The sequence below is a fragment of the Klebsiella sp. H-Nf2 genome (genome assembly GCF_002806645.1).
Taxonomy (GTDB): domain Bacteria; phylum Pseudomonadota; class Gammaproteobacteria; order Enterobacterales; family Enterobacteriaceae; genus Klebsiella; species Klebsiella variicola.
Window position 1 is genome coordinate 110092 of the sequence record NZ_PIBL01000010.1, and the last position, 22720, is coordinate 132811.

The window sequence follows — 22720 nt, forward strand, 5'->3', positions numbered from 1 at the left end:
ATTTCAGGCGAATCTGTATTTTGCTGGCGCGATTCACCAGTGCGCACTTTTTTGATTCTTTGTTAAGATTGTTGCGTTCGTTTTACTCAACATAAAAATGCAGGGAACGAGTTATGAAAACGTTAGGTGAGTTTATTGTTGAAAAGCAGCACGAGTTCTCCCACGCCACCGGTGAGCTGACTGCTTTGTTGTCAGCAATAAAGTTGGGCGCCAAGATCATCCACCGCGATATCAACAAGGCCGGTCTGGTCGATATCCTGGGTGCCAGCGGTGCTGAAAACGTTCAGGGCGAGGTTCAGCAAAAACTCGATCTGTTCGCTAATGAAAAATTAAAAGCCGCACTGCGAGCACGCGATATTGTTGCCGGGATCGCCTCCGAAGAAGAAGATGAAATTGTTGTCTTCGAAGGGTGTGAACACGCCAAATACGTGGTGCTGATGGACCCTCTGGATGGCTCCTCTAACATCGACGTTAACGTCTCTGTCGGAACGATCTTCTCTATCTACCGCCGCGTCACGCCTGTCGGCACGCCGGTGACAGAAGAAGACTTCCTGCAGCCGGGTAACAGGCAGGTGGCCGCGGGCTATGTGGTCTACGGCTCTTCGACGATGCTGGTATATACCACCGGCTGCGGCGTCCACGCCTTCACCTACGACCCGTCCCTCGGCGTCTTCTGTCTGTGTCAGGAACGCATGCGCTTCCCGGAGAAGGGCAATACCTACTCCATCAACGAAGGCAACTACATCAAATTCCCGCAGGGCGTGAAGAAGTACATTAAGTACTGCCAGGAAGAGGACAAAGAGACTCAGCGTCCTTATACCTCACGCTATATCGGCTCGCTGGTGGCGGACTTCCACCGTAACCTGCTGAAGGGCGGCATCTACCTGTATCCGAGCACCGCCAGCCACCCGGACGGCAAGCTGCGCCTGCTGTATGAATGCAACCCGATGGCCTTCCTCGCCGAACAGGCGGGCGGTAAGGCCAGCGACGGTAAAGAGCGAATTCTGGATATTATCCCGGAAAGCCTGCACCAGCGCCGCTCCTTCTTTGTCGGTAACAACCACATGGTTGAAGACGTCGAGAACTTCATTAAAGAGTTCCCGGACGCCTGATCCCTGCCCTCCCTTCCCGCCTTGCGGGAAGGGAGTTCCCTGTTAGCGACTCCCCGCTCCGCTCACCCGCGTCACCGCTGCATTCTGCCGATTTTCCCACAGCACGGTCAGCCCACGCTGCAGTGCGATAAAGATAAACAGCAAAATACCGATAGCGATTTTCGTCCACCATGAGCTGAGGGTGCCGTCGAAGTTGATGTAGGTCTGAATTAACCCCTGAATCGCCACCCCGAACAGCGTTCCCAGCACGGTGCCAACACCGCCGCTGAGCAGTGTGCCGCCGATCACCACCGAGGCAATCGCGTCCAGCTCCACGCCGACGCCCGCCAACGCATAGCCTGCCTGGGTATAAATGGAAAAGACGATCCCGGCCAGCGTCGCCAGCCCGGTGGAAAGCATATAGATACGGATCGTGGCGCTGCGAGTTGAAATCCCCATTAAATTCGCCGACGTCGCGTTGCCGCCGATGGCATACACCTGGTTGCCAAAGCGGGTGCGATGGGCCACAAAAATACCGGCCACCACCACCAGCAGCATCAGTAGCCCCATGGCGCTGAGACGACCGCCGCCGGGGATGGTCCATGCCAGCCCGGACAAGGTGTCGTAGACCGGATGGTTAATCGGAATCGACTCCTCCGACACCAGATAGCTGACGCCGCGCAGGAAAAACATGCCGGCGAGCGTGATGATAAAAGCCGGGATCTTTAGCGCGTCGATAAGCAGCCCCATAAACGCACCGAAGGCACAGCCCATCACCAGCACCAGTGGAAACGCCACCAGCGGTGATATTCCCCAAAAGCCAATCGCTTTGGCGAGGAAGACGCCGGTAAAGGCGATCACCGACCCCACCGACAGATCGATCCCGCCGGAGAGGATCACAAAGGTCATGCCGACGGCGATGATCCCAAGGAAGGCATTATCTGTCAGGATATTGCAGATCACCCGCGTTGAGGCAAAGCCGGGGAATTGCGTCAGGCAGTAGAGGTAGCCCAGCACAAACACCGCAAGGGTGATCATCAACGGTAAATTACGTTTTATCATGGCCGCGTACCCCTTTCAGTAAACCGATAAAGCGCGGCGACTGGACAATCAGTACGCACAGCACCACCACCGCTTTCACCACCTGGTTGAGCTCCGGCGGGAAGCCAGAGAGCAAAATCCCGGTATTCATCCCCTGGATAATCAACGCCCCCACCACCGACAGCAGCAGGTTGAAGCGCCCCCCCATCAGGGAGGCGCCGCCGATGACCACCGCCAGAATGGCGTCCAGTTCGAGCCACAACCCGGCGTTATTAGCATCCGCACCGCGTATATCCGCCGCCACGATGATCCCGGCAATCGCTGCGCAAACGCCGCTCAGCACATAGGCCAGCATCACCACGATACGAGTATTCACGCCGGCGTTTTTCGCCGCGCGAATGTTGATCCCCACCGCTTCGATAAACATGCCCAGCGCCGTTTTACGGGTAAACAGCCAGAACAGCAGCAGCGTGGCGGCGGCGATGATCACCGGCGTCGGAAACAGCAGAAACGATCCGCTGCCGAGCCATGCCAGGGCCGGGGAATCAAAGGTGACGATCTGCCCCGAGGTGATTAACTGCGCCACCCCGCGTCCGGCCACCATCAGGATCAGCGTCGCCACGAAAGGTTGGATCTTAAGGATCGCCACGAGGATACCGTTCCACAGACCGGCCAGCGCACCGGCCCCCAGTGAGGCCAGCACCACCACCGCCAGGCTGTGCCCGGCGACGGTCATCGAGGCGGCCGTCGCGCCGGCAATCGCCATTACCGCCCCCACCGACAGGTCGATACCGCCGGTGGCTATCACCAACGTCATGCCGATGGCCAGCAGCGCCACCGGGGCGGCGCGGTTAAGAATATCGATCGGGCTGCCAAACAGGCGGCCGTCCTGGAGCACCACCTGATAAAAATGGGGCGCGACCAGGCTGTCGACCAGCAGAACCAGCAGCAAGGCAATGATCTGTGGGGTGCCCTTCGGCCAGCTGAAGCGTCGCTTCTCAGGGCCGGTTTGCGAAATAGATCGAGGCATCATGAGTTACTCCTTATGCCGCAATAGCGTTCATGATCGCCGGTACAGAGAGCTCGGCGAGCGGGATCTCCGCTACCTGTCGGCGATCGCGCATGATAATGACCCGATCGGCGTAACCCACCAGCTCCTCCAGTTCAGAGGAGATGACCAGCAGCGCCAGACCATCGGCGCAGAGGGTTTCAATCAGGCGAATAATTTCCGCATGGGCGCCGACGTCGATGCCGCGGGTCGGCTCATCGAGGATCAGGAACTGCGGTTTGGTCAGCAACCAGCGGGAGAGCAGCACCTTTTGCTGGTTGCCGCCGGAGAGAAACTCGATCGGCTGCTCCGCGCTCGGGGTACGGATCCCCAGCTGGCGAATAAAGCGCTCGGCGATCTCGTTCTGTTCGCGCCGGGGGATCGGCCGCAGCCAGCCGCGCTGCGCCTGCAGGGCGAGGACGATATTTTCCCGCACCGAAGCGGCAGCGATAATGCCGTCGGTTTTGCGATCTTCAGGACAGAAGCCGATCCCGAGGCAGGAAGCCTGATGCGGAGAGCGCAGGGTCTGCGGTTTGCCTTTGATCCACGCCTTCCCGCTGTCCGCCGTTTTAATGCCGAAGATCACCTCGGCGGTTTCCGTGCGTCCGGAACCCAGCAGGCCGGCGAGACCCACAATTTCGCCCGGACGGACCTGCAGGTCGAACGGCGCGATAGTGCCTTTTTTACCGTAGCCTTCAAACGCCGCCACCGGCTTATCGCTCAGCAGGGTACGACCCGCCCGCTGCAGGGCATTGTGGTCCAGTTCGCGACCCAGCATCATTTTCACCAGCTCAATCTGCGGCAGTTCGCGGGTCTCGCGGCAGCCGACGAAACTGCCGTTACGCAGCACGGTGATCCGGTCGCTGACCGCATAGACCTGGTCGAGAAAATGGGTGACGAAGATCAGGCTGACGCCGTTATCCCTGAGCTGGCGCATCAGGGTGAACAGCATCTCCACCTCCTGGGTATCGAGGCTGGCGGTGGGCTCGTCGAGGATCAGCACTTTGGCCGACAGGTCGATGGCCCGACAGATAGCGACGATCTGCTGCATCGCCACCGAAAAGCGGTTCAGCGGTTCGCGCACGTCGAGGGAAAAGCCATAGGAAGCCATCAGCGCCGTCGCCCGCGCTTCCATCTCTTTACGTCGCAGCAGGCCAAACCGCCGCGGCTCACGGCCGATGAACAGGTTATCCGCCACCGACATATTGGGCAGCAGGTTCACTTCCTGGTAGACGGTGCCAATCCCCAACTGCTGGGCATGGGCGGTATTTTTGGGCGAAATAGCCTGACCTTCCAGCCAGATGGTGCCGCGATCGGCATGGTAAACGCCGGTAAGCGCTTTGATCAGCGTCGATTTTCCGGCGCCGTTTTCGCCCAACAGGGCCATGATTTCGCCGCGCCGCAGGCTAAAGTTGACGTTATCCAGCGCCTTAACGCCGGGGAAGAATTTACTGAGTCCTTCGGTGCGAAGGATCTCCTGGTGTGCCTCGGCGCTCATAATCGATGTCACCTTCAAATGATGTCAGGTTACCCCGGGTCGCACTGGACTTCCCGGGGTTACTGGAACGCTGCTTTTCACCCTCTCCCACTGGGGAGAGGGATGGAATGAGGGGCTCCCCACTCAGTAGCCCATATTTTTCTTCTTCTCTAACTCTTCTTTCGCCGTATCCGGCAGATACAGCGTCGATTTGGTAATGGTCAGCTTCTCAGGCAGGGTGCCGTCTTTTTTGTATTTCTCCAGCGCATCAAACGCCGGGCCGGCCATGTTTGGCGTCAGTTCGACGCTGGCGTTGGCTTCACCAGCGATCATGGCTTTATAGATATCCGGCACGCCGTCGATGGAGCCCGTGAGGATATCTTTGCCCGGCTTCAGGCCCGCCTCTTTAATGGCCTGGATGGCGCCGATCACCATGTCATCGTTATGGGCGAAGACCATGCAGATGTTTTTGCCGTTATTCTCAGCTTTGATAAAGCTCTCCATCACCTCTTTCCCTTTGCTGCGAGTGAAGTCGCCGGACTGAGAGCGGATAATTTTGATATTCGACGCTTTGGCAATCGCGTCGGCGAACCCTTTCTTACGATCGATAGCCACGCTGGCCCCAACGGTGCCCTGCAGTTCAACGACGTTACACGGCTTACCGTCGACCGTTTTCACCAGCCAGTCGCCAATCAGCTGGCCTTCCAGCACGTTGTTGGCGGTCACGGTGGTCATGTAGAGATCTTTATCTTTAACATCAATGGAACGGTCGAGGAGGAAGACCGGGATCTTGGCCTCTTTCGCCTCTTTCAGCACCGGTTCCCAGCCGGTGGCCACCACCGGTGCAATGAAGATCGCGTCGACCCCCTGAGCGATAAAGGAGCGCACTGCTTTGATCTGGTTTTCCTGTTTTTGCTGACCATCTGCGATCTTCAGGGTGATACCGCGCTTGGCGGCCTCCTCTTTCGCGACGCTGGTTTCCGCCGCACGCCAGCCGGATTCAGAACCGACCTGCGAAAAACCTACGGTTAGCGGGGCAGCTATCGCCATAGACGACATAGCTGCGGAAACTGCTGTGACAAGAAGTAAGCGCTTCCACATAAGGGTATCCTCGTAGGGTTATTGTTGGTTAAAGTCTCACCTGCGAACAAACTATAGACAATCGGTGATGTAACTGAATGCGTTACATCACACTTCAAAAAAGTAAATGAAATGTTAATGCTCGCCTCTTTGCCCAGCGGAGATCCGATAAGGCTTCGCGAGGAGCGCGGCTGTTGCGGTTTATGACGTTTTTTTAAGCGGTTTGATAAATCAATCACATGCAATGAAAACGTTTACATAAATTTATTCATGATGTAGCTATGTTTATGGATTTTCATGTCATTTTTGCGCGCAAAATTCAGAGCACTCCGCGGCGATATGGGGAAAAAGAAGCGAAGACTTTCGATGTGAGTTGGCTATAATACCGAGCACTTGTTTGCCATACATTTTAAAGGAAACAGACATGAGCTTACTCAACGTACCTGCGGGCAAAGATCTGCCGGAAGACATCTACGTCGTGATCGAAATCCCGGCGAACGCAGACCCCATCAAATACGAAGTCGACAAAGAGAGCGGTGCACTGTTCGTTGACCGTTTCATGTCCACGGCGATGTTCTATCCGTGCAACTACGGTTACATCAACCACACCCTGTCCCTGGACGGCGACCCGGTTGACGTGCTGGTCCCGACGCCGTACCCGCTGGAACCAGGTTCAGTTATCCGCTGCCGTCCGGTTGGCGTTCTGAAGATGACCGACGAATCCGGTGAAGATGCGAAACTGGTTGCGGTACCGCACACCAAGCTGAGCAAAGAATACGATCACATCAACGATGTGAACGACCTGCCGGAACTGCTGAAAGCCCAGATCACTCACTTCTTTGAGCACTACAAAGATCTGGAAAAAGGCAAGTGGGTTAAAGTCGACGGTTGGGACAACGCGGAAGCAGCGAAAGCTGAAATCGTTGCCTCTTTCGAGCGCGCTAAGCAGAAGTAATTCTGTCTCAGGCAGGGTCATCCCCTGCCTGATTGCGGCACGGATAGCCGCGATAACACCATGGAGGGTGTCCCGTGAAAAGCGTTCGCTATTTCACTCTGAACTATACCGGTTTCACCACCGCCGCCTGTGAAAAACAGCGGTATCTGCGCCTTATCGCTGGCGAACATGTCTTTTATACCGATAAACGCTATTTTAAAGACCCCGCGCTTTTTGACCGCCTGAAGATCAATCAGACTCTGCATCTTGGCGTCCGCTGCCTGGACAACGGCAGTTACTGGATCCACTGGCTCAGCGATGGCGAAACGCTCCTTGAGCCCAGTCAACGCGTAAAGCGCTGGGCCCGTCCGTTACTGCTTATCAGCCTGCTGACGCTCATCGTCACTCTTATCCCGCTCGTGATGAGCACCTCAGAATGGGGAAGGTTCGGCTGCGGCATTATCGCGATACTGGCCTTCATCGCGCTGTTAACAGGACTCTGCGAGCGACTGTTCCACCCGGCGCTAAAACGGCACCCCGCCATGCGCGATCTACTGGCGAAGATGGCAATGGCCCGCCGCCGCGACTTTTCGTTTTGCCAGCGGCTACCTGCAACGGCGCGGGCCGTCCGCCAGTCGGCGATGCCTGTTACGCAAGCCCTGCCGGAACGCTATGCCGTTAGGACAGAAATAATCACCGAAACCCACTTTAAAAAGTGGTATGCGGGCAACCCAACCCGGGAATATCACGGCCTCGGGATACAATGCGGCTCCGTACCGCTGGCCTTCTGGTGGCAGGCAGGCTGCGCCAATTTCGCGCTGCATCCCGTTCTCTATCGTCGTCAGCCACCGTTTATCGCCATTGGCGATCGCCTCGTCGCCGTGTACGAGCGCGACAGCCGTGCGATCCACGCGCTATACAATGCCAGCGACGGCGCGGCTTATATAAAAAACCATCCACTCTACCCAGGTCGCCGACAACTGGCGCTGCTCTATTACCTGTTTTACGGCCTCGCGCTGGTGATGTATCTGCTATTTCTCGCTGTTGAACTCATCAGTGCCCTTCAGTCAGGCCGGAGCGTCTGGTGGCAGGTTCAGGATTCACTGGACATGCTGTCCCTATTATTACTCAGTTTCGGCGGGATCCTGGCGGTACTGGAGCTGATTGGCCCGACGGCCTGGTTATTATCACACCGGGTGGCTGACTGGCTGAAGATGCGCTCGGCGATGCGGCGCTACCTGCAGGGAGTGGCCCGCCATACCGCGCTCGAGGAGATCATGTAATGTTCAGCACCCCCACACGACGATTATTCTTTCTCGCGCTGACGACGCTGGCTTCCGCGATGTGGCTGGCGAAGGATCATCTGCCACTCTGGTAAGGCGCCGGGGCAGAAAAAACAACGCCACCCGAAGGTGGCGCTGTCGTGGTTAGTACTGGTCGCGATCCAACCAGTTGCCGTTCGCTATCAACGTGCATCCCTCAACGGAACGTTGATACACATACATCCATGCGCTGCCGTAAGGCGTCTGAATGAGGTGGCGCGCATACTCGCCCCCCTTCGTGCGTAGCGCATCCAGTTCGGCTAGCGTCGATGCATCAATACGATAAACTTCACCATGTACTGTGCCTTCGCCGGGCACCGCGCCTGGATAGTGGCCCAGGCTGTACAGCTGATAATCGTTGACACTATGAGCGCCCAGCCACTGAGCGTTGGTCATCCAGTGGCTGTTGCCTTGTTTGCGTCGTAAACTGCCGTAAACAAATATTCGCATTGCTAAAACTCAAACTGATAGAGCAAATCGAGCGCCTGGTCAATGCCAGACACCGCTTCCACATATAGCCTAGGCATCAGGCGATAACGTAAAGTCAGCGTCGCCAGGGAATCGAAAATACCGACCCCGTATTTTACCTGCAGACCCGGCAGTACATAGCCGCTGACCACCACCTGGGAAGAGTCGCCTACCCCTTCGGTGTCCAACGCCAAATTGCTTACGCCAAACGTCTCGCCGATTTTACCCACAACCTGACCACTTTGTGCAACCCCCATTCCAATAAGCATTGAGGTCATTGCGGCACTATCGCTCTGTCCGCTGCTCAAACCCTGGCCGCGCAGCAGATAAGACAGCGCTTCCTGCTGGGACATCACCGGGTCAGAGAAGATCTCCGCTTTCGGCTGATCGGCGGAACCGGTGACGCGAACGCCGGCGATCACATCGTCTTCGGTGGCATCCGGGTTACGAATCGCTTCGATATTCAGCAGCGGCTGATCCGGCGGACCGGAGAACAGCAGCTCCCCTTTGCGAACAATCAGATCCTGACCATAGGCGTGGAAGCGGCCGTCCGGAATGTTGATCTGCCCGTTGAGGCCCAAGCCTTGTTTATCCTGTGCCACTTTCAAATCACCGGTCAGACGCGCTTTCAGACCGAAGGCTTCCAGACGCACGTTGTTGCCGACGTGAATCGTCAGGTTGCTGTTGATCGGGATACCGGCGCTCTGCTGGTTAATCGGCTTGAGGTTTTTATCCAGCATCACTTCATCAGAAGACACGCCAACCGCGCTCTCCGGCACCTCGTTGACCACGATCCGCGCCCAGGGCACATCCACCTTGCCATCAAGGCTGAACAGGCTCGGCGTGGCGGTAAACACCACGTCCGGCGACACATCGAGACGTACCATTGGCGGCACCGTGATCCGAACCCGGCTGCCCTTCGCCGCAATCTGTGCCCGCCAGTTATCGATCTGCGTCCAGTCGGCGTTGCCGCTGAGAGCGATTTGCCCCTGGCGGGTGTTCACCGTCCCCTGCAGGGTCGAGCGCGTGCCGTTGAAGTTCATCGCCAGCTGGCTCGGCTGCATATCAAACGGCATGAAGTTGCCATCGATATCCACCCCGCTCAGCTGCATCTGGCCGAACAGCTGCGGGCTTTTCACGTTGCCGCCCAGACGCAGACGGGCGTTGAGCCTCCCCTCGGCTTTTTCGCCGCGTGCGAAAATCGGGTTGATCATCGCCAGCGAGAAGTTGCTGATATTGACGTTGCCGCCGAGATTACGCCGCCCCTGCGGGTCGGTGACCTGCACCTGCCCATCCAGTTGGCCATTGTTGGTCAGGCGGATAAGCCAGCCCAGCTCGGCGCGATTGTTATGCAGGTCGGCGCTGAGATTCAGCGTATCGAACGCCACCGGCAGCGGCGCGTCATTGACCACCTGGGTCACCTTGACGTTGCGCCCGCTGAGGGTCACTTTGCCCTGCGGCAGCCCCTCTTTGGTGGTATCCCAGCTCACATCGGCATTACCGGTAAAGACGCCGCTGGCCTGGGTCGCCTCCGGCATAAACGGCTTGAGCATCGCCAGATCGAAGCGGTTGAGATTCACTCGCGCTCGCCCGCTGGCGCCCGCGTCGATGGTCTCAGGGACGCAGAGCTCGGCGTTCGGGTTGCTCCAGCAGTGTGGCCCGATGCTGATTTTCTGCTCCTGGTTGCGGTAGTCCAGCGCAATGCTGCGCGTCAGCGCTACCGGCCCCACCGGCGTCTGGAAGCGGGTATCACTCAGGGAGCCTCTCCAGCGTTCGGCCTGACGATCGAAGCTGCCTGCCAGCGTCAGCTGGCCGGAAACCGGATCGCCCTGCACCCGCAGCCGCAGCTCATGCTGCTTCTCAGTGCCTTTGGCATTGAGCTGCACCAGACTGATATTGACCCCCGGCTGGCTAATGCGATCTACCCGCACATCCAGGTTACCGCCAATCTGATCGGTGGATTTCACGTCCCCTTTGACGTTGACCTGGGCGATGGTCAGTTCCTGCCAGCGCAGCGCCCGGGCGGTGATGTCGGCCAGCAGCTGCGGCGCATCGACAGTGCCGCGCACTTTCACCAGCCCCTTCGCCGTTCCGCCGAGCCCCGGCAGCGCATTATCCAGGTGCGGGGCATCGATAGTGGCGTCGAGGTTAAGATCTTTCACCCCCAGCTCGCCTTTGATATCGGCGCTGTTCGGACCTAACGCCAGGTGCAGTCCCGGGATTTTCCACTGCAGATAACTGTTACCCTGCAGCGAGCCCGAAACATCCACTTTGTTCTGCTTCACGTTGCCGGTAATTTTCAGCTCCGGCACCGACATCTGCCAGCTGCCGCCGTACAGGCTGCCCTGGGTCTTGATCATGCCGTTGAGCTTCGACGGCCAGTCCGGCACCTCTTTGGCGGTGTTGATCCCGTCGAGGGTCAGCTCGCCGCGCCAGCTGATCGCCTGCTGCCAGTCGAGCAGCGCCTTCAGCTCGGTTTTCCCTTCCAGGGCGTTGACCGTCAGCTTGTCGAGATTAATCTGCCGCTCATTGCCTTTGGCGTTGAGGGTGATTTTCGCCGGCGGCAGCGACTGTCCTTTCACCGCCGTGGAGAAGGCCAGCGCGTAGTCGGTCATTTTGCCGCTGAACTTCAGTTGAACATCGTCGGCCTGGAACTGCTTCTCGCCGCTGAATGGCCAGGCGAGCTGCTTACTCTTCAGCTCCATATTGAGCGGCAGCCCGGCCTCCGCCAACTGCGCATCTGCCCGCAGCGTGGCCGCAACCGGCCCGCTTAAGTCCACCCCGACCTTGAGCGTTTTACGTACTTCGCCGCCCACCTTCAGCTGCACCTTCTCCCCTTTCATCGGGTCAACGTTCAGCGTTCCGGCGAGGGTAATGTCCACCGGCCAGTTATCCTGCAGCTGCGCGCTGCCCGAGGCGCTGACCTTACCCTGATCGGAGTCGATATCGAGGGCGTCGAGCTTCATCTGGCCGTCGATACTGCTGACTTTCAGCAGCAGGTTATACACGGTGATGTCGGTATCGCCGGTCAGGCGCAGTTGTTCTCCGCGGAACGCCTGAATATTGAGGTTCAGCGGCAGATGGACATCGGTCATTGCCGGCAGTACCGGCTGCGAGAAGAGGTCGGTCATCGTCTCGCCGAGCGGTTTTTCCTGCGGCTGCGGGTTGTCGATTTTCGGCTCGACCACCTGCTCCTGCGCCACTTTCGCCACCTTCGGCAGGGCGATCAACAGCCCCTGCAGCGAGGTCGGCGTCAGGGTCAGGTTTTTCTCCTGCCAGTTCAGGCCGGTGGAAAAATCGCGCACGGACACTGCGGTATCGTCGATTTTAACGTTGACGTTATGCAGTGCGACGCGGCTGAGGGTGATCGGATAAGGGGTGGAGAGATTCAGCGGCCCGCTGTCTTCTTCCTCGACCGGCGCGGCGGGCGGCATCTTCTTCGTATCGACGGCGACGTAAATATCGCGCAGCGCGATGTCGTTCACGCACAGGCTGCTGTCCCACAGGCAGCGCAACCGGACGCTGAGGTGAAACTGGCCGGCGGTGACCGCCACCCCGGGCTGCTCGTAGCGAACATTATCGAGGGTTAAATCACGCCAGCCACCGGTGACTTTGCCGATATCCAACCCCGGTACCCAGCGATCCGCCGCTTTGAACACCAGATGCAAGCCGGTGGTCGTCCCCACCAGGAACCCGACGGTGCCCAGCAGGAGCACCAACACGATTAAGACGCCGAGGCTTATCTTCTTCCATAAACTCATAATTCAGGCCCCAGACCGATGTAAAACTGTAAACCATGCTCTTCTTTGTCGCCGATCGGCCGGGCGATATCCAGCTTGATCGGCCCCACCGGCGACTGCCAGCGCACGCCCACCCCGGCGCCGGTTTTGAAATCACTCTCGCGAATATCGCTGACCGCTTCGCCGCTATCGACAAACACGGCCCCCCACCATTTACCACTGACGTTGTACTGATACTCCAGCGAGCCGGTCGCCAGCTTCGAGGCCCCGATCAGCTTGCCGTCATCGTCCTTCGGCGAGATAGATTTGTATTTATAGCCGCGAATACTGCGGTCGCCCCCGGCGAAAAAGCGCAGGTCCGGCGGCACCTTGTCAAAGTTGTCCGCTTCGATCCAGCCAAGGTTGCCGCGCACCACAAAGCGGTGGCGGTCATAGAGGGTACGGATCCAGACGTCCTGGGCCTGCATCACGATGAAGTTGATGTCCGAGCCCCACATGGTGTTGGAGTAGTCCACGGAGTAGCGCTGTGAATCGCCCCAGGTGGGCATCAGACCGCCGCGAGAGCGGGTGCGGTTCACCGAGACCCCAGGGTAAATCAGCATGGTGGTGTTGGTGACGTTCGCCTGGGTAAAGTGGTCCAGGCTCCAGCGCAGGTTGATCGCCCGCTGCCAGCCGCTCGACATCTCCCAGAAACGCGACACCCCAAGCGTGGTGGAGTCGGCCTGGGTGTCATTAAGATCGGTGCGCTTAAAGCCGCCCTGCATCAGATAGTACTGCTCCAGCGGGCTCTTCAGCAGCGGGACTTTGTAGGTAAAGTCGAACTGCTGCTCCGGGGCAGAGAGACTGATACTGGAGGTCAGGCTGTGGCCATACGAGTTCATCCACGGTTTTTTCCACGTGGCTTTCACGCGCGGCCCGACATCGGTTGAAAACCCGCCTCCGGTTTCCACGGTGTTCTCTTTGCGTGGCGAAACAACGCCCTGCAGAGGCAGCACCTTGGTTTTCCGTGATTTCGCAAAATCAGGCGCCACCACCACCGAACTGAACCAGCCGGTCGCCGCCAGGCGGCGGTTTAACTCAGCCAGGTCCTGCGAGGTGTAGTAGTCACCCTCTTTAAACGGCACGAGGTTTTGCAGGTATTCATCGCGAATTTGCGATCCGGAGAAGGTGACGTGACCAAAGCGATAGCGCTCGCCGCTGTCGTAATCGATATCCCAGAACGCCTGGTGGAGGTCAAGGGAGACCCCGAGCTGGCTTTTGTTGAACTCGCTGTCAAAGTAGCCTTTGCGCAGGGCGACGCGGGTCAACGAGCTCTTGAAACCGTCATAATCGCCATGGTTCAGCACCGTCCCGATGGCCGGACGCGTTTTTAGCAGCGCCAGATAGTCGCTATCGGTACGGGCGCCGCCGCGCAGAATCACCTCGGTTCCGCCAATGCGCACCGGTTCACCCGGGGTCACTTTGGCGATCAGCACCTGACGCCCCCTTTGCGGCGGCGGACGTAAATCAAATTCAATCGTCGGCTCGTAATAACCCAGCGCTTTCAGACCTTCGCGAATGGCGTCATCGACGCGCGCGCGAAAGCGACGATCCGGCGTGACTTCATCACTCTGGATCGTGGAAAGCTGGGCGCGAACGTTTCTCTCCAGCTCCCCGGATAATCCCTCAACCTGCAAACGCACATTCGCTGCGCTGGCGACCCCGCTGACCAGCAAAAGGCTGGTGATACATAACTGGCGGATTTTTAGCACATTTTCTCCTGAATATCCCTGTTTCCCCCCACAGGAAACACTGGCGCCGCTCCACGGCTTAACAAAACCCTAACAACCAGGGTTGAAAAAGTGGCAATAACCCAAATAATTCTTATGTATTAATCTAGACGTATTACGCGTGTTTATTGTGTTAAAAGACACGCTTCGTTACAACCTTAACGACGATTTCTGTATTGAGAGGCCAACCGTGAGTCTATTTGATAAAACGCATCTTGTCGCCCAGGCGGATGCGCTGCCTGGACGCAATACCCCCATGCCAGTGGCAACGCTCCACGCAGTTAACGGCCACTCGATGACCAACGTCCCGGCGGGGATGGAAGTGGCGCTGTTCGCCATGGGTTGCTTCTGGGGAGTTGAACGCCTGTTCTGGCAATTGCCGGGGGTTTACAGCACCGCCGCAGGCTACACCGGCGGCTATACGCCGAATCCGACCTATCGCGAAGTGTGCAGCGGCCAGACCGGCCACGCGGAAGCGGTGCGCGTGGTTTACGATCCGCAGGTGATTAGCTATGAGCAGTTATTGCAGGTGTTCTGGGAAAATCACGATCCGGCGCAAGGCATGCGACAGGGGAACGATCACGGTACCCAGTACCGTTCGGCGATTTACCCGCTGACGCCGGAACAAACGGCAGCGGCAAAGGCCAGTCTCGCCCGCTTCCAGGCGGCGATGAATGATGCGCACGATACCCGCCACATCACTACCGAGATCGCTACCGCCAAACCGTTCTACTATGCCGAGGACGATCATCAGCAGTATCTGTATAAAAACCCGCACGGCTATTGCGGCATCGGCGGCATCGGCGTGTGCCTGCCGCCTCAGTAACAACCCGATTGCGCTATCGGGAAGTGGTGGTTAATCAGAAAAGACCGGGCCCGCAGGGAAGTGGGCCAGAAATGCCGTCACGGTTAACCATTCACGCAATGACGGGAACGTCATCTCTTTTTCTGCCAATGCCAGATCGAAAGCAACCAGCGAATCGATGCCCCCCGTTCCGAACACACCCCCGGCCCACAGTATTCTTTGCGCCTGGTCCCGCGCCCAGCCACTCTCGCTACGCCAGGCAAGGATATGCAGCAGAGCCTGTAATAAAGAGGCGACGTGGGTGCGCTGCTCTTTCACCAGCCGGCGGTAAACAGGCAGAGCAACACTTCTTATAATGTCGAAACTCTCCCATGCCGCCTCGTCTTTCAGCAGCCTCCCGGCCTCTTCGCACAGACGATTATGGGTAATAGCCTCTTTTTTCTCGATGGTCTTCCCGGCAGCAATCACCACCCCGCCCAGCAAATAGAGCGACTCTGGCAATAATGGCAAAACAACCCGCCGTTCTCTGGCAAGCTGCTGTCCGGCATAAAGGCAGTTCACCACTGTTTTTTGGGCGTTGTATGGCTCGCTGTGACTATCGAGGAGGTGTAACTCAGGTACCAGGTGATTCACTAAATCAACCGCCCGGACAGAGTGAAGAATAATGCTGCTCTGTTCGGAGGTCTGTATTCTCTGCACATCCAGTAAAACAGTCTCTTCCATTTTATTTTCCCTCTGTTATACGCACTTGCACAACGCCCATGCCGGGACGCATCTGATTCCAGCCTTCGCTTAACCGCGCAGCATCTGCCATACCCCACCTCAAAACAGGGTTGAAAGAGAGGACATAAACTTAGGTAAGGTATTTATCAGCGCAACGAGAGTGAGCAACAAACAAAAGAGATAGCTGATCGCCATGCATATTTGTAATAACCGTGGCGCCTTGTATCCTTTATTAATATCTTTTCGCCACAGCAGCAGACAAATAAACAGGCCGGCGACCGGCGTGGATACCGCCGTAGCCACATTCGCTAAGTAAATTAACTGCACCGGCGAACCGCCAAAGCTAAAGCAAATCAACCCCGCCACCACCAGCACCACCATGGATCCCCACTGAACCGCTTTACTTTCCAGCCCGGTAGATTTGTTGAACCCCGAATTGAGCAGCACAACCCCACGCTGAGTATTTCCCAGTAAAGATGAGAAACCCGCCCCCAATAACGCGATACCCATAATGTATTTTGCCGCCCGCCCCATGCTTGGCGTTAGCAAATCGGCCAGCTGCGTCGGCGTATTGATTGATATCCCCTGCGGAAAAAGGACGATGGCTCCTACCAGAATAATCGCCCCGCTGATCAGCAGCACACCGATAATATGGGCGACGGTATCCGCCACCATCACGCCATTAAAGAGGTCATCTTTCTTCCATTTTTTCTCTTTGCCAAGGTAAGTGCCGTAGATCCCGGTCGTGAGGGAGGCATTGGTACTGATAAAGCCCAGGGCGGTGACTAAACTACCCGCAGGAAACATCCAATGCGTTAACCCTTCGCCACTGGCTTTCCAGTCTGGTCCCCCCGTTCCCACCAGGGTGATATAAAAGGCGATAATCATTGCCACAATACAAATAGTGATCCCTTTTTCGACTTTGGAATAAACGCCTTTAGAGAAATAGCAATAGCTCATCACCGCAATCATAATTAATGCACCGAGTTTCCAGTCAATGCCGAAAACCAGGTTCATGCCGGCCCCGGTCCCCGAGATGTTCCCCATGGTAAAAAAAAGACAGGCTAAAAAAGTAGCCACCCCCACAAACCCCGAGGCGACTTTACCGTAATAGTGACGTATCGCCTCGATTGACGGCATTCCGGTGAGCATAGAGATACGATAGGTCGTCAACATAAATGTGATCCCCATAAAAGCAATGGGGATCAGCAGCCATAGCAGAGAGTAGCCATAGTCCGCCCCTAACATCGACGCGGTGGTGATAGCGCCGGGGCCGACAACGACTCCGGTAAGAACAATGCCCGGACCAATACGGCGAATTAATTGAGCGAAGGGAAGTTTTTCTATTTGTGCGGGTACAGCGGAAGATGTTTTTTCTAAATTATTCATGACAGCCTCATTATATTATCTTTACAGAATATTATATGGCCAACCTTATATGTTGAATAAAACCGGATAGTCCCTGGTAAAACCAACCCGTATTCATGATGAATACGGGTTTAACATTCAAATAATGAATTAAATAACCGCTTTTTTAATACCTGCTTCACGGATAGCCGCTTTGATCTCTTCTTCCGCGCCCGGTTCCAGCGGTAACAGCGGTGAACGAACGGTAGCATGTTCCAGAATGCCACGTTCAACCAGAGCATGTTTCAGCGCGACCGTGCCTTCCATATGTGAGCCACGGTGATAAACGGCCCTGGTGACCGGCAGCAGACGGTCGTGAACCGCTTTGGCCTTGACATAATCCTGCGCTTTACCGGCTTCCAGCAGCTCTAACAGGAGTTCTGGCGCAATATTGCCATACCCCACCAGGAAACCATCAATATCAAAAGCGGTATGCAGCAGATATTCATCATGGCAGCTGAGGATCTGTAAGTCGGGGCGTTCGCGGCGAATAACCGGAATTTCCGTATCCCAGCGGCGCATATTCCGCACGCCATTTTTCATCGCAAAGACTCCCGGTTGCGCGGAGATATCCAGCATCGTTTCGAGGTTATAGGTGGCTTTAGTGACATCCGGATACTGGAACAAAATAAGAGGTAAGCCGCTCTCTTCGTATACCACGCGATAGCGATCCTGCGGAGCGCCTTTTTGGTAGCCAAAACGCAGCCAGCCATGGGAAGGATACAGCAGGCCAGCAGAGGCGCCAGCGTCGACAGCACGCTGTGCTTCCAGCGCCGCCACTTCCGTCCCTTCGCCAGTAATACCGGCGATGACCGGCACGCGGCCTTCGGTCGAGTCAACAAAACTACGGATAACGTCGGCCTGCTCCTGATGCGTCAGGAAGGTACCTTCCCCGGCATGTCCCAGCACCACCAGACCTTTCACGCCTTTCACGCTGCCAAGCCAGGAACCTAAGCGTTTGATCGCTTTATGATCGATGCGTCCATCACGGGTAAAAGGGGTAACGGGGGCTGGAACAATACCACGCAAATCAAGTGCTTTCATGTTAACTCCTTACACATTTCAACAGATAAAGATGATAAAATCCCCTTCTTGAAATCGATTGCAGGAACGATTGCAAGTGAATTGAAATGTCTTCCCTTTACTCCGCAAGATCAAGGGTACTCTGCGAATAAATGCAATTCGAATCACAAAAAAGAGCGACTTAAATGTTTATCAATCTGCATTACGTGATCTATTTCCCACATTATTTCCTGTTACCGCTCACGCCAATTAAGTTGCGTGGGCGAAATAACTACGAATACAATCTCAGCTGAATTTAAACAGGGAATCGGTCATGGGAAATCAGTCATCTTCAGAGCAAAATGGAAGAACGATCACGATGCAGGATGTGGCACGCGCTGCAGGCGTGAGTGTTTCAACTGTTTCACGCGTGCTGGATGAACGTCTCCCCCCGTCCCGCAGCCCTTCTGCTGAAAAAATACGCGAAGCGGCGAAGCAGTTGGGCTATCGACGTGACTACGTGGCATCAAGTCTGCGCCGCGGTGATACGGGCACGATAGGCGTACTGGTCCCCAGATTGACTGACACGGTGACGGCGATGTTCTATGAAGCCGTCTCTCAGGCCGCTGCGCGCCATGGGTATTTCACGGTCGTGGCCACCTGTGGCAACGATCCAGAAACGGAAGAGCGCGCCACGCAATCTCTGTTAGACCGCCGGGTGGACGGCCTGATCCTTTCCACCTGCCGCCTGGGCGATCGCCTGCCCCAGCAGCTACGGGAAAAACAGATCAACCATGTTCTGGCGCTACGCACCGACGGCATTAGTCCATCGGCCATTGGTGATGACGAACTGGGGGGTTATCTGGCGACCCGCCATTTACTGGATTTAGGGCACCGGGAAATCGGCATCATTGCCGGGCCGAATTTTTCATCGAGCACCTTAAACCGGCAAAAGGGTTTCCTGCGCGCCATGCAGGAAGCGCAGGCCGAGGTGAATCCCCAGTGGTGGCGAGATTCCGATTTTACCATTGTGGCCGGTGAAAACGCCGGTTATGAAATACTGAATAGTCCTGCGCGCCCCAGCGCCATTTTCGCCGTCAATGATGACCTGGCGATCGGCGTGATGGCGGCGGCACATCGACTCGGACTGGAGATTGGCCGCGACGTTTCGCTGGTGGGTTATAACGACATTCCTTTGGTCAGCCGTCTGCCGATCCCCTTAACCTCGGTAAAAACGCCGCTTGATCAGCTTGCCAGCCATGCTGTCGAGTTACTGTTAAGCAACCATGTGGAAAATCCTCAGCGCTATTCTCTACCCACGCTGATCCCGCGCGCTTCCACGCGGCCTTATCGCTAAGCGGCGAAGGTTCCCGGCCCAAAGGGCGTGACAGGGCCGGGGCAGTATTCAATATTATGCCAGCTAATGTTAGCCGATATTGACTCTTGCTCGTCAGGGTGAGGTTATAGCGTAAACGTCATGCCAATACGATACCGTGATTCTGAGATTTTATTTTGGCCGTCATGGTAGCCCTGTTTCCCGAGATAATCATATTCGATATAGGGACTAAACCAGTCATTCCATTTATAGCGTAGCGTGAGCGCATTTTCTGTCGCCGAAGACTTATCATTTTTATATTTATAGTCGTCATTGACGTGGCGATAGACCGTGCCTTGATATAAGGCGCTCCATTTCGCATTAAATTTATAGGCAACATATAAATCCAGACGATTGACGCTATCCCGATGCGACTCACCGGCACTATTGGCCGTTTCATAAGTGTTGTAGTCATAGCGATAACGCAGCCCAAAGGTAAGGTCGGGGGTGGCTTTATAATTAACGCGCAGATAAGGCCGTAGCTGAGTGCCTTTGCTGCTCCAGTGATAGATGCCGCCAGGCTGAAACACCCACTTATCGGCGAATGGCCAGCTATAGTTAGCCTCTATTTCATTATAATCGACTGTGCTGTCGCCAAAAGAATGGGAACCATCAGCTCTGTCGGTACCCTGGTTGCCCTGATGGTTATTTTTGTTGTTTTTGTTATCCATCTCCATACTCGCCCACCAGCCTGTTTCCCATCCCTGGCTGACCTTATAGCGGGACTCGTAAGAGTGGCTTCCCGCCCGATATCCTCCCCTGACATCAAAGGTCAGCGCGTGACCGGCGGCAGGAATGCCAAGAACGCAACACATAATAAAAGCGGTTTTGGTATGCATATTTTATCCCTAAAATTAATCATCTTGAAATGAAACGGAAAAGAATATGACGGTATCTATATATTATCTAAACCAATGTGAAATCGTTTGCGGTATCGTTTTCAATTACAGATATATTTCTATTACTAAATACGAATGGTCAAGACGATAAAAATACCGATGCTATTCTCATCACAAATTTTCATCCGTTATTATCATGGCAGATGAATTTCTGTGATCGACCCCGCTCCCTTTATTAGCGGATCATCGACTTCCCTTTCACCTGCAGATGAGTCGTTCTTGTTGCGGGAATTATCCTGCGACGCACCTGTCATCATAAGTACGCGTTTACGCTGACGCGTGGCGGAGAGATAACCGCGTAATTAACAATGATTAATCAATGCTCTGGCGATTTTGCTGACTGTTACGCTATACTACCTTCTGAAATTGCCAGCCCGCGCCTGTGGGCGGGTGTTCAAGTAGCTCCCTTATAGTTCGATCAACTTCCCTTCCGAGGATCTGACCTCTACGGTCAGAAAAGATATGTTAAACAGTATTTTAGTAATACTCTGTCTGATAGCCGTCAGTGCCTTTTTTTCGATATCGGAAATCTCACTGGCCGCCTCACGTAAAATCAAACTGAAACTGCTGGCCGATGAAGGCAACGTCAACGCACAGCGCGTGCTGAAGATGCAGGAGAACCCAGGTACCTTCTTTACCGTCGTGCAGATTGGCCTCAACGCCGTTGCTATTCTTGGTGGTATCGTGGGCGACGCAGCCTTCTCCCCGGCTTTTTATAGCCTGCTCAGCGGGTATATGTCGCCGGAGCTCTCCGAGCAGCTGAGCTTCATCATCTCTTTTACCCTGGTCACCAGCTTGTTCATCCTGTTTGCTGACCTGACTCCGAAACGCATCGGTATGATTGCGCCCGAAACCGTGGCCCTGCGCATCATCAACCCGATGCGCTTCTGCCTGTTAGTCTTCCGCCCGCTGGTGTGGTTGTTTAACGGCATGGCCAACATGATCTTCCGCATCTTCAAACTGCCGATGGTGCGTAAAGACGATATTACTTCCGACGATATCTATGCCGTCGTCGAAGCCGGCGCGCTGGCCGGGGTGCTGCGCAAGCAGGAGCACGAGCTGATTGAGAACGTGTTCGAGCTGGAGTCCCGTACCGTTCCTTCCTCCATGACCCCGCGCGAAAACGTCATTTGGTTTGATTTACACGAAGACGAGCAGAGCCTGAAGAATAAAGTGGCCGAACATCCGCACTCGAAATTCCTCGTCTGTAATGAAGATATCGACCACATTATCGGTTACGTCGATTCAAAAGATCTGCTCAACCGCGTGCTGGCAAACCAAAGCCTGGTGCTGACCGGCGGCGTGCAGATCCGCAACACGCTGATCGTGCCGGACACCCTGACCCTGTCGGAAGCGCTGGAAAGCTTCAAAGCCGCCGGGGAAGACTTCGCGGTGATCATGAATGAATATGCGCTGGTGGTCGGCATTATCACGCTGAACGACGTGATGACCACCCTGATGGGCGACCTCGTCGGCCAGGGGCTGGAAGAGCAGATCGTCGCCCGTGATGAAAACTCGTGGCTGATCGATGGCGGTACGCCTATTGATGACGTGATGCGTGTGCTGGATATCGACGAGTTCCCGCAGTCCGGGAACTACGAGACCATCGGCGGCTTTATGATGTTTATGCTGCGTAAAATCCCCAAACGTACCGACGCGGTGAAGTTCTCCGGGTATAAGTTCGAGGTCGTGGATATCGATAACTACCGGATCGACCAGCTGCTGGTGACCCGTATCGATAACAAGCCAACGGTGCTGGTGCCCAAGCAGGCCGAAGCGGCGGAAAGCCAGAACGCCTGAGCGTAACCCTTTTTCTATTTTCAGGGCGGATGACTATCCGCCCTTTTTATTGCCCGAATGTGACGTCCTCGCACCCGCTTAACAAAATTGCGTTATCGGTGGGCGACAGCGATCCGGTCTGGTTCTCCCGCTTGTTTCGTAAACATATATACGGAAAGCAAGGGCTGAAAACATCAACGGCTCCCATCGGGAGCCGTCTTTTACCTACTACGTACTGCTACGTTTCAGGTTATGCCATCTCAGTTTGCAGACGCAACACCTGACGATTGACTTCGGACATCACTGACAGATGCAGCTTGTCCTTTACCTTCGGGATAAGGATTTTGCCCTTATCAAATTCAAATGCGCCAACGTCCTTGATGTACAACCGTCCACGAAACAGGATCTTCACGTACTTCGCCACTTGCAGCGGATTGTAGCGTTGGAAAATTTTCATTCTTCTCTCCTGCCAGGGTTACGCTCCTGTGGTGCCACAGTTAGCCCACGTATCGGGAGCGCAAATTTTAATGCCCTAAAACTATAGTCCAGAATCTCAGAGGGACCCAGTGTGTATAAGTTTATTTACCGTTTGATGACAATAATTCAGAATTTTCGTTTCGGACATACGATGAAGTAAGTATAAGTCGCCGTTTTTCTATTGATTTGTGCGTCAACACACAAACTGGCATCCTCATTGCGGGTAATCGCCGCCAATCGCACTTATGATTAAACGAGACCAAGTGGTCGGATCACCTGCATA

At 55.6% G+C, this 22720-nt stretch carries 18 protein-coding genes; 6 read left to right on the top strand and 12 right to left on the bottom strand.

The features are described 5' to 3' along the window. Positions 1–113: 113 nt before the first annotated feature. Positions 114–1112, top strand: a complete 999-nt coding sequence (gene fbp / locus CWM58_RS20995) for a class 1 fructose-bisphosphatase (RefSeq protein ID WP_061155990.1) — start codon at positions 114–116, stop codon at positions 1110–1112. 42 nt (positions 1113–1154) lie between these two features. Here the strand turns inward: fbp and yjfF are convergent, their stop codons facing one another. From yjfF to ytfQ, 4 genes are all read right to left on the bottom strand, one after another. After that, a complete protein-coding gene (gene yjfF / locus CWM58_RS21000) occupies positions 1155–2153 on the bottom strand; it encodes a galactofuranose ABC transporter, permease protein YjfF (RefSeq protein WP_002886825.1) in 999 nt (332 codons plus the stop codon). Next, positions 2140–3165 carry a galactofuranose ABC transporter, ATP-binding protein YtfT gene (ytfT, locus tag CWM58_RS21005; RefSeq protein ID WP_100681697.1) on the bottom strand — a complete coding sequence of 342 codons (1026 nt, stop codon included), beginning with the start codon at positions 3163–3165 and terminating at the stop codon, positions 2140–2142. The genes yjfF and ytfT overlap by 14 nt, the downstream gene beginning before the upstream one ends. Before the next feature lie 10 nt (positions 3166–3175). Next, complete coding sequence (gene ytfR, locus CWM58_RS21010) at positions 3176–4678, bottom strand: galactofuranose ABC transporter, ATP-binding protein YtfR (protein ID WP_008807146.1); 1503 nt, start codon at positions 4676–4678, stop codon at positions 3176–3178. Between the two features lie 123 nt (positions 4679–4801). After that, positions 4802–5758 carry a galactofuranose ABC transporter, galactofuranose-binding protein YtfQ gene (gene ytfQ / locus CWM58_RS21015; protein ID WP_008807147.1) on the bottom strand — a complete coding sequence of 319 codons (957 nt, stop codon included), beginning with the start codon at positions 5756–5758 and terminating at the stop codon, positions 4802–4804. 403 nt (positions 5759–6161) lie between these two features. Here ytfQ and ppa point away from each other — a divergent pair, with 403 nt between their 5' ends. Both ppa and CWM58_RS21025 read left to right on the top strand, forming a co-directional pair. Further along, complete coding sequence (gene ppa, locus CWM58_RS21020; protein WP_061155991.1) at positions 6162–6692, top strand: inorganic diphosphatase; 531 nt, start codon at positions 6162–6164, stop codon at positions 6690–6692. A 74-nt stretch (positions 6693–6766) separates the two neighbouring features. After that, positions 6767–7954 (top strand): hypothetical protein, encoded by a 1188-nt coding sequence (locus CWM58_RS21025; protein WP_100681698.1) that lies wholly within the window; start codon positions 6767–6769, stop codon positions 7952–7954. Between the two features lie 144 nt (positions 7955–8098). On the opposite strand, the gene CWM58_RS21030 is transcribed toward CWM58_RS21025, so the two are convergent. From CWM58_RS21030 to tamA, 3 genes are read right to left on the bottom strand one after another with little or no spacing between them, the layout of a single operon-like run. Beyond that, complete coding sequence (locus tag CWM58_RS21030; protein WP_008807149.1) at positions 8099–8443, bottom strand: gamma-glutamylcyclotransferase; 345 nt, start codon at positions 8441–8443, stop codon at positions 8099–8101. Between the two features lie 2 nt (positions 8444–8445). After that, the gene (gene tamB / locus CWM58_RS21035) at positions 8446–12222 is read right to left on the bottom strand and encodes an autotransporter assembly complex protein TamB (RefSeq protein WP_061155995.1); all 3777 of its coding nucleotides are present in this window, start codon (positions 12220–12222) and stop codon (positions 8446–8448) included. Then, positions 12219–13952: an autotransporter assembly complex protein TamA gene (gene tamA, locus CWM58_RS21040; protein WP_100681699.1), complete on the bottom strand. Its 1734-nt coding sequence runs from the start codon at positions 13950–13952 to the stop codon at positions 12219–12221. The genes tamB and tamA overlap by 4 nt, the downstream gene beginning before the upstream one ends. Positions 13953–14160: 208 nt before the next feature. Between tamA and msrA the strand changes: the two genes are divergently transcribed. Beyond that, a complete protein-coding gene (msrA, locus tag CWM58_RS21045) occupies positions 14161–14796 on the top strand; it encodes a peptide-methionine (S)-S-oxide reductase MsrA (RefSeq protein ID WP_008807152.1) in 636 nt (211 codons plus the stop codon). A gap of 30 nt (positions 14797–14826) precedes the next feature. Here the strand turns inward: msrA and CWM58_RS21050 are convergent, their stop codons facing one another. The 3 genes from CWM58_RS21050 to CWM58_RS21060 all read right to left on the bottom strand — a co-directional run bounded on the left by CWM58_RS21050 (position 14827) and on the right by CWM58_RS21060 (position 17949). Beyond that, positions 14827–15498: a hypothetical protein gene (locus CWM58_RS21050; protein WP_100681700.1), complete on the bottom strand. Its 672-nt coding sequence runs from the start codon at positions 15496–15498 to the stop codon at positions 14827–14829. Positions 15499–15597: 99 nt separating this feature from the next. Beyond that, entirely contained in the window at positions 15598–16887 is a 1290-nt protein-coding gene (locus CWM58_RS21055; protein ID WP_100681701.1) for an Nramp family divalent metal transporter, read from the bottom strand. A 129-nt stretch (positions 16888–17016) separates the two neighbouring features. Further along, positions 17017–17949 (bottom strand): dihydrodipicolinate synthase family protein, encoded by a 933-nt coding sequence (locus CWM58_RS21060; RefSeq protein ID WP_100681702.1) that lies wholly within the window; start codon positions 17947–17949, stop codon positions 17017–17019. 292 nt (positions 17950–18241) lie between these two features. Here CWM58_RS21060 and CWM58_RS21065 point away from each other — a divergent pair, with 292 nt between their 5' ends. After that, positions 18242–19264: a LacI family DNA-binding transcriptional regulator gene (locus CWM58_RS21065; protein WP_023339457.1), complete on the top strand. Its 1023-nt coding sequence runs from the start codon at positions 18242–18244 to the stop codon at positions 19262–19264. Positions 19265–19368: 104 nt separating this feature from the next. Here CWM58_RS21065 and CWM58_RS21070 read toward each other — a convergent pair whose 3' ends face one another. Next, positions 19369–20121 carry an oligogalacturonate-specific porin KdgM family protein gene (locus tag CWM58_RS21070; protein ID WP_061156000.1) on the bottom strand — a complete coding sequence of 251 codons (753 nt, stop codon included), beginning with the start codon at positions 20119–20121 and terminating at the stop codon, positions 19369–19371. A 522-nt stretch (positions 20122–20643) separates the two neighbouring features. Between CWM58_RS21070 and CWM58_RS21075 the strand changes: the two genes are divergently transcribed. Further along, on the top strand, positions 20644–21981 hold the full coding sequence (locus CWM58_RS21075; RefSeq protein WP_061156001.1) for a hemolysin family protein: 1338 nt from the start codon (positions 20644–20646) through the stop codon (positions 21979–21981). A 229-nt stretch (positions 21982–22210) separates the two neighbouring features. Here CWM58_RS21075 and CWM58_RS21085 read toward each other — a convergent pair whose 3' ends face one another. Then, on the bottom strand, positions 22211–22417 hold the full coding sequence (locus CWM58_RS21085; RefSeq protein ID WP_002886707.1) for a DUF1107 domain-containing protein: 207 nt from the start codon (positions 22415–22417) through the stop codon (positions 22211–22213). Positions 22418–22720: the final 303 nt, after the last annotated feature.

Coding starts and splice junctions, on each gene's coding strand:
- fbp (WP_061155990.1), top strand. CDS start 114: ATGAAAACGTTAGGTGAGTTTATTGTTGAAAAGCAGCACGAGTTCTCC.
- yjfF (WP_002886825.1), bottom strand. CDS start 2,153: ATGATAAAACGTAATTTACCGTTGATGATCACCCTTGCGGTGTTTGTG.
- ytfT (WP_100681697.1), bottom strand. CDS start 3,165: ATGATGCCTCGATCTATTTCGCAAACCGGCCCTGAGAAGCGACGCTTC.
- ytfR (WP_008807146.1), bottom strand. CDS start 4,678: ATGAGCGCCGAGGCACACCAGGAGATCCTTCGCACCGAAGGACTCAGT.
- ytfQ (WP_008807147.1), bottom strand. CDS start 5,758: ATGTGGAAGCGCTTACTTCTTGTCACAGCAGTTTCCGCAGCTATGTCG.
- ppa (WP_061155991.1), top strand. CDS start 6,162: ATGAGCTTACTCAACGTACCTGCGGGCAAAGATCTGCCGGAAGACATC.
- CWM58_RS21030 (WP_008807149.1), bottom strand. CDS start 8,443: ATGCGAATATTTGTTTACGGCAGTTTACGACGCAAACAAGGCAACAGC.
- tamB (WP_061155995.1), bottom strand. CDS start 12,222: ATGAGTTTATGGAAGAAGATAAGCCTCGGCGTCTTAATCGTGTTGGTG.
- CWM58_RS21050 (WP_100681700.1), bottom strand. CDS start 15,498: ATGGAAGAGACTGTTTTACTGGATGTGCAGAGAATACAGACCTCCGAA.
- CWM58_RS21055 (WP_100681701.1), bottom strand. CDS start 16,887: ATGAATAATTTAGAAAAAACATCTTCCGCTGTACCCGCACAAATAGAA.
- CWM58_RS21060 (WP_100681702.1), bottom strand. CDS start 17,949: ATGAAAGCACTTGATTTGCGTGGTATTGTTCCAGCCCCCGTTACCCCT.
- CWM58_RS21065 (WP_023339457.1), top strand. CDS start 18,242: ATGGGAAATCAGTCATCTTCAGAGCAAAATGGAAGAACGATCACGATG.
- CWM58_RS21070 (WP_061156000.1), bottom strand. CDS start 20,121: ATGCATACCAAAACCGCTTTTATTATGTGTTGCGTTCTTGGCATTCCT.
- CWM58_RS21075 (WP_061156001.1), top strand. CDS start 20,644: ATGTTAAACAGTATTTTAGTAATACTCTGTCTGATAGCCGTCAGTGCC.
- CWM58_RS21085 (WP_002886707.1), bottom strand. CDS start 22,417: ATGAAAATTTTCCAACGCTACAATCCGCTGCAAGTGGCGAAGTACGTG.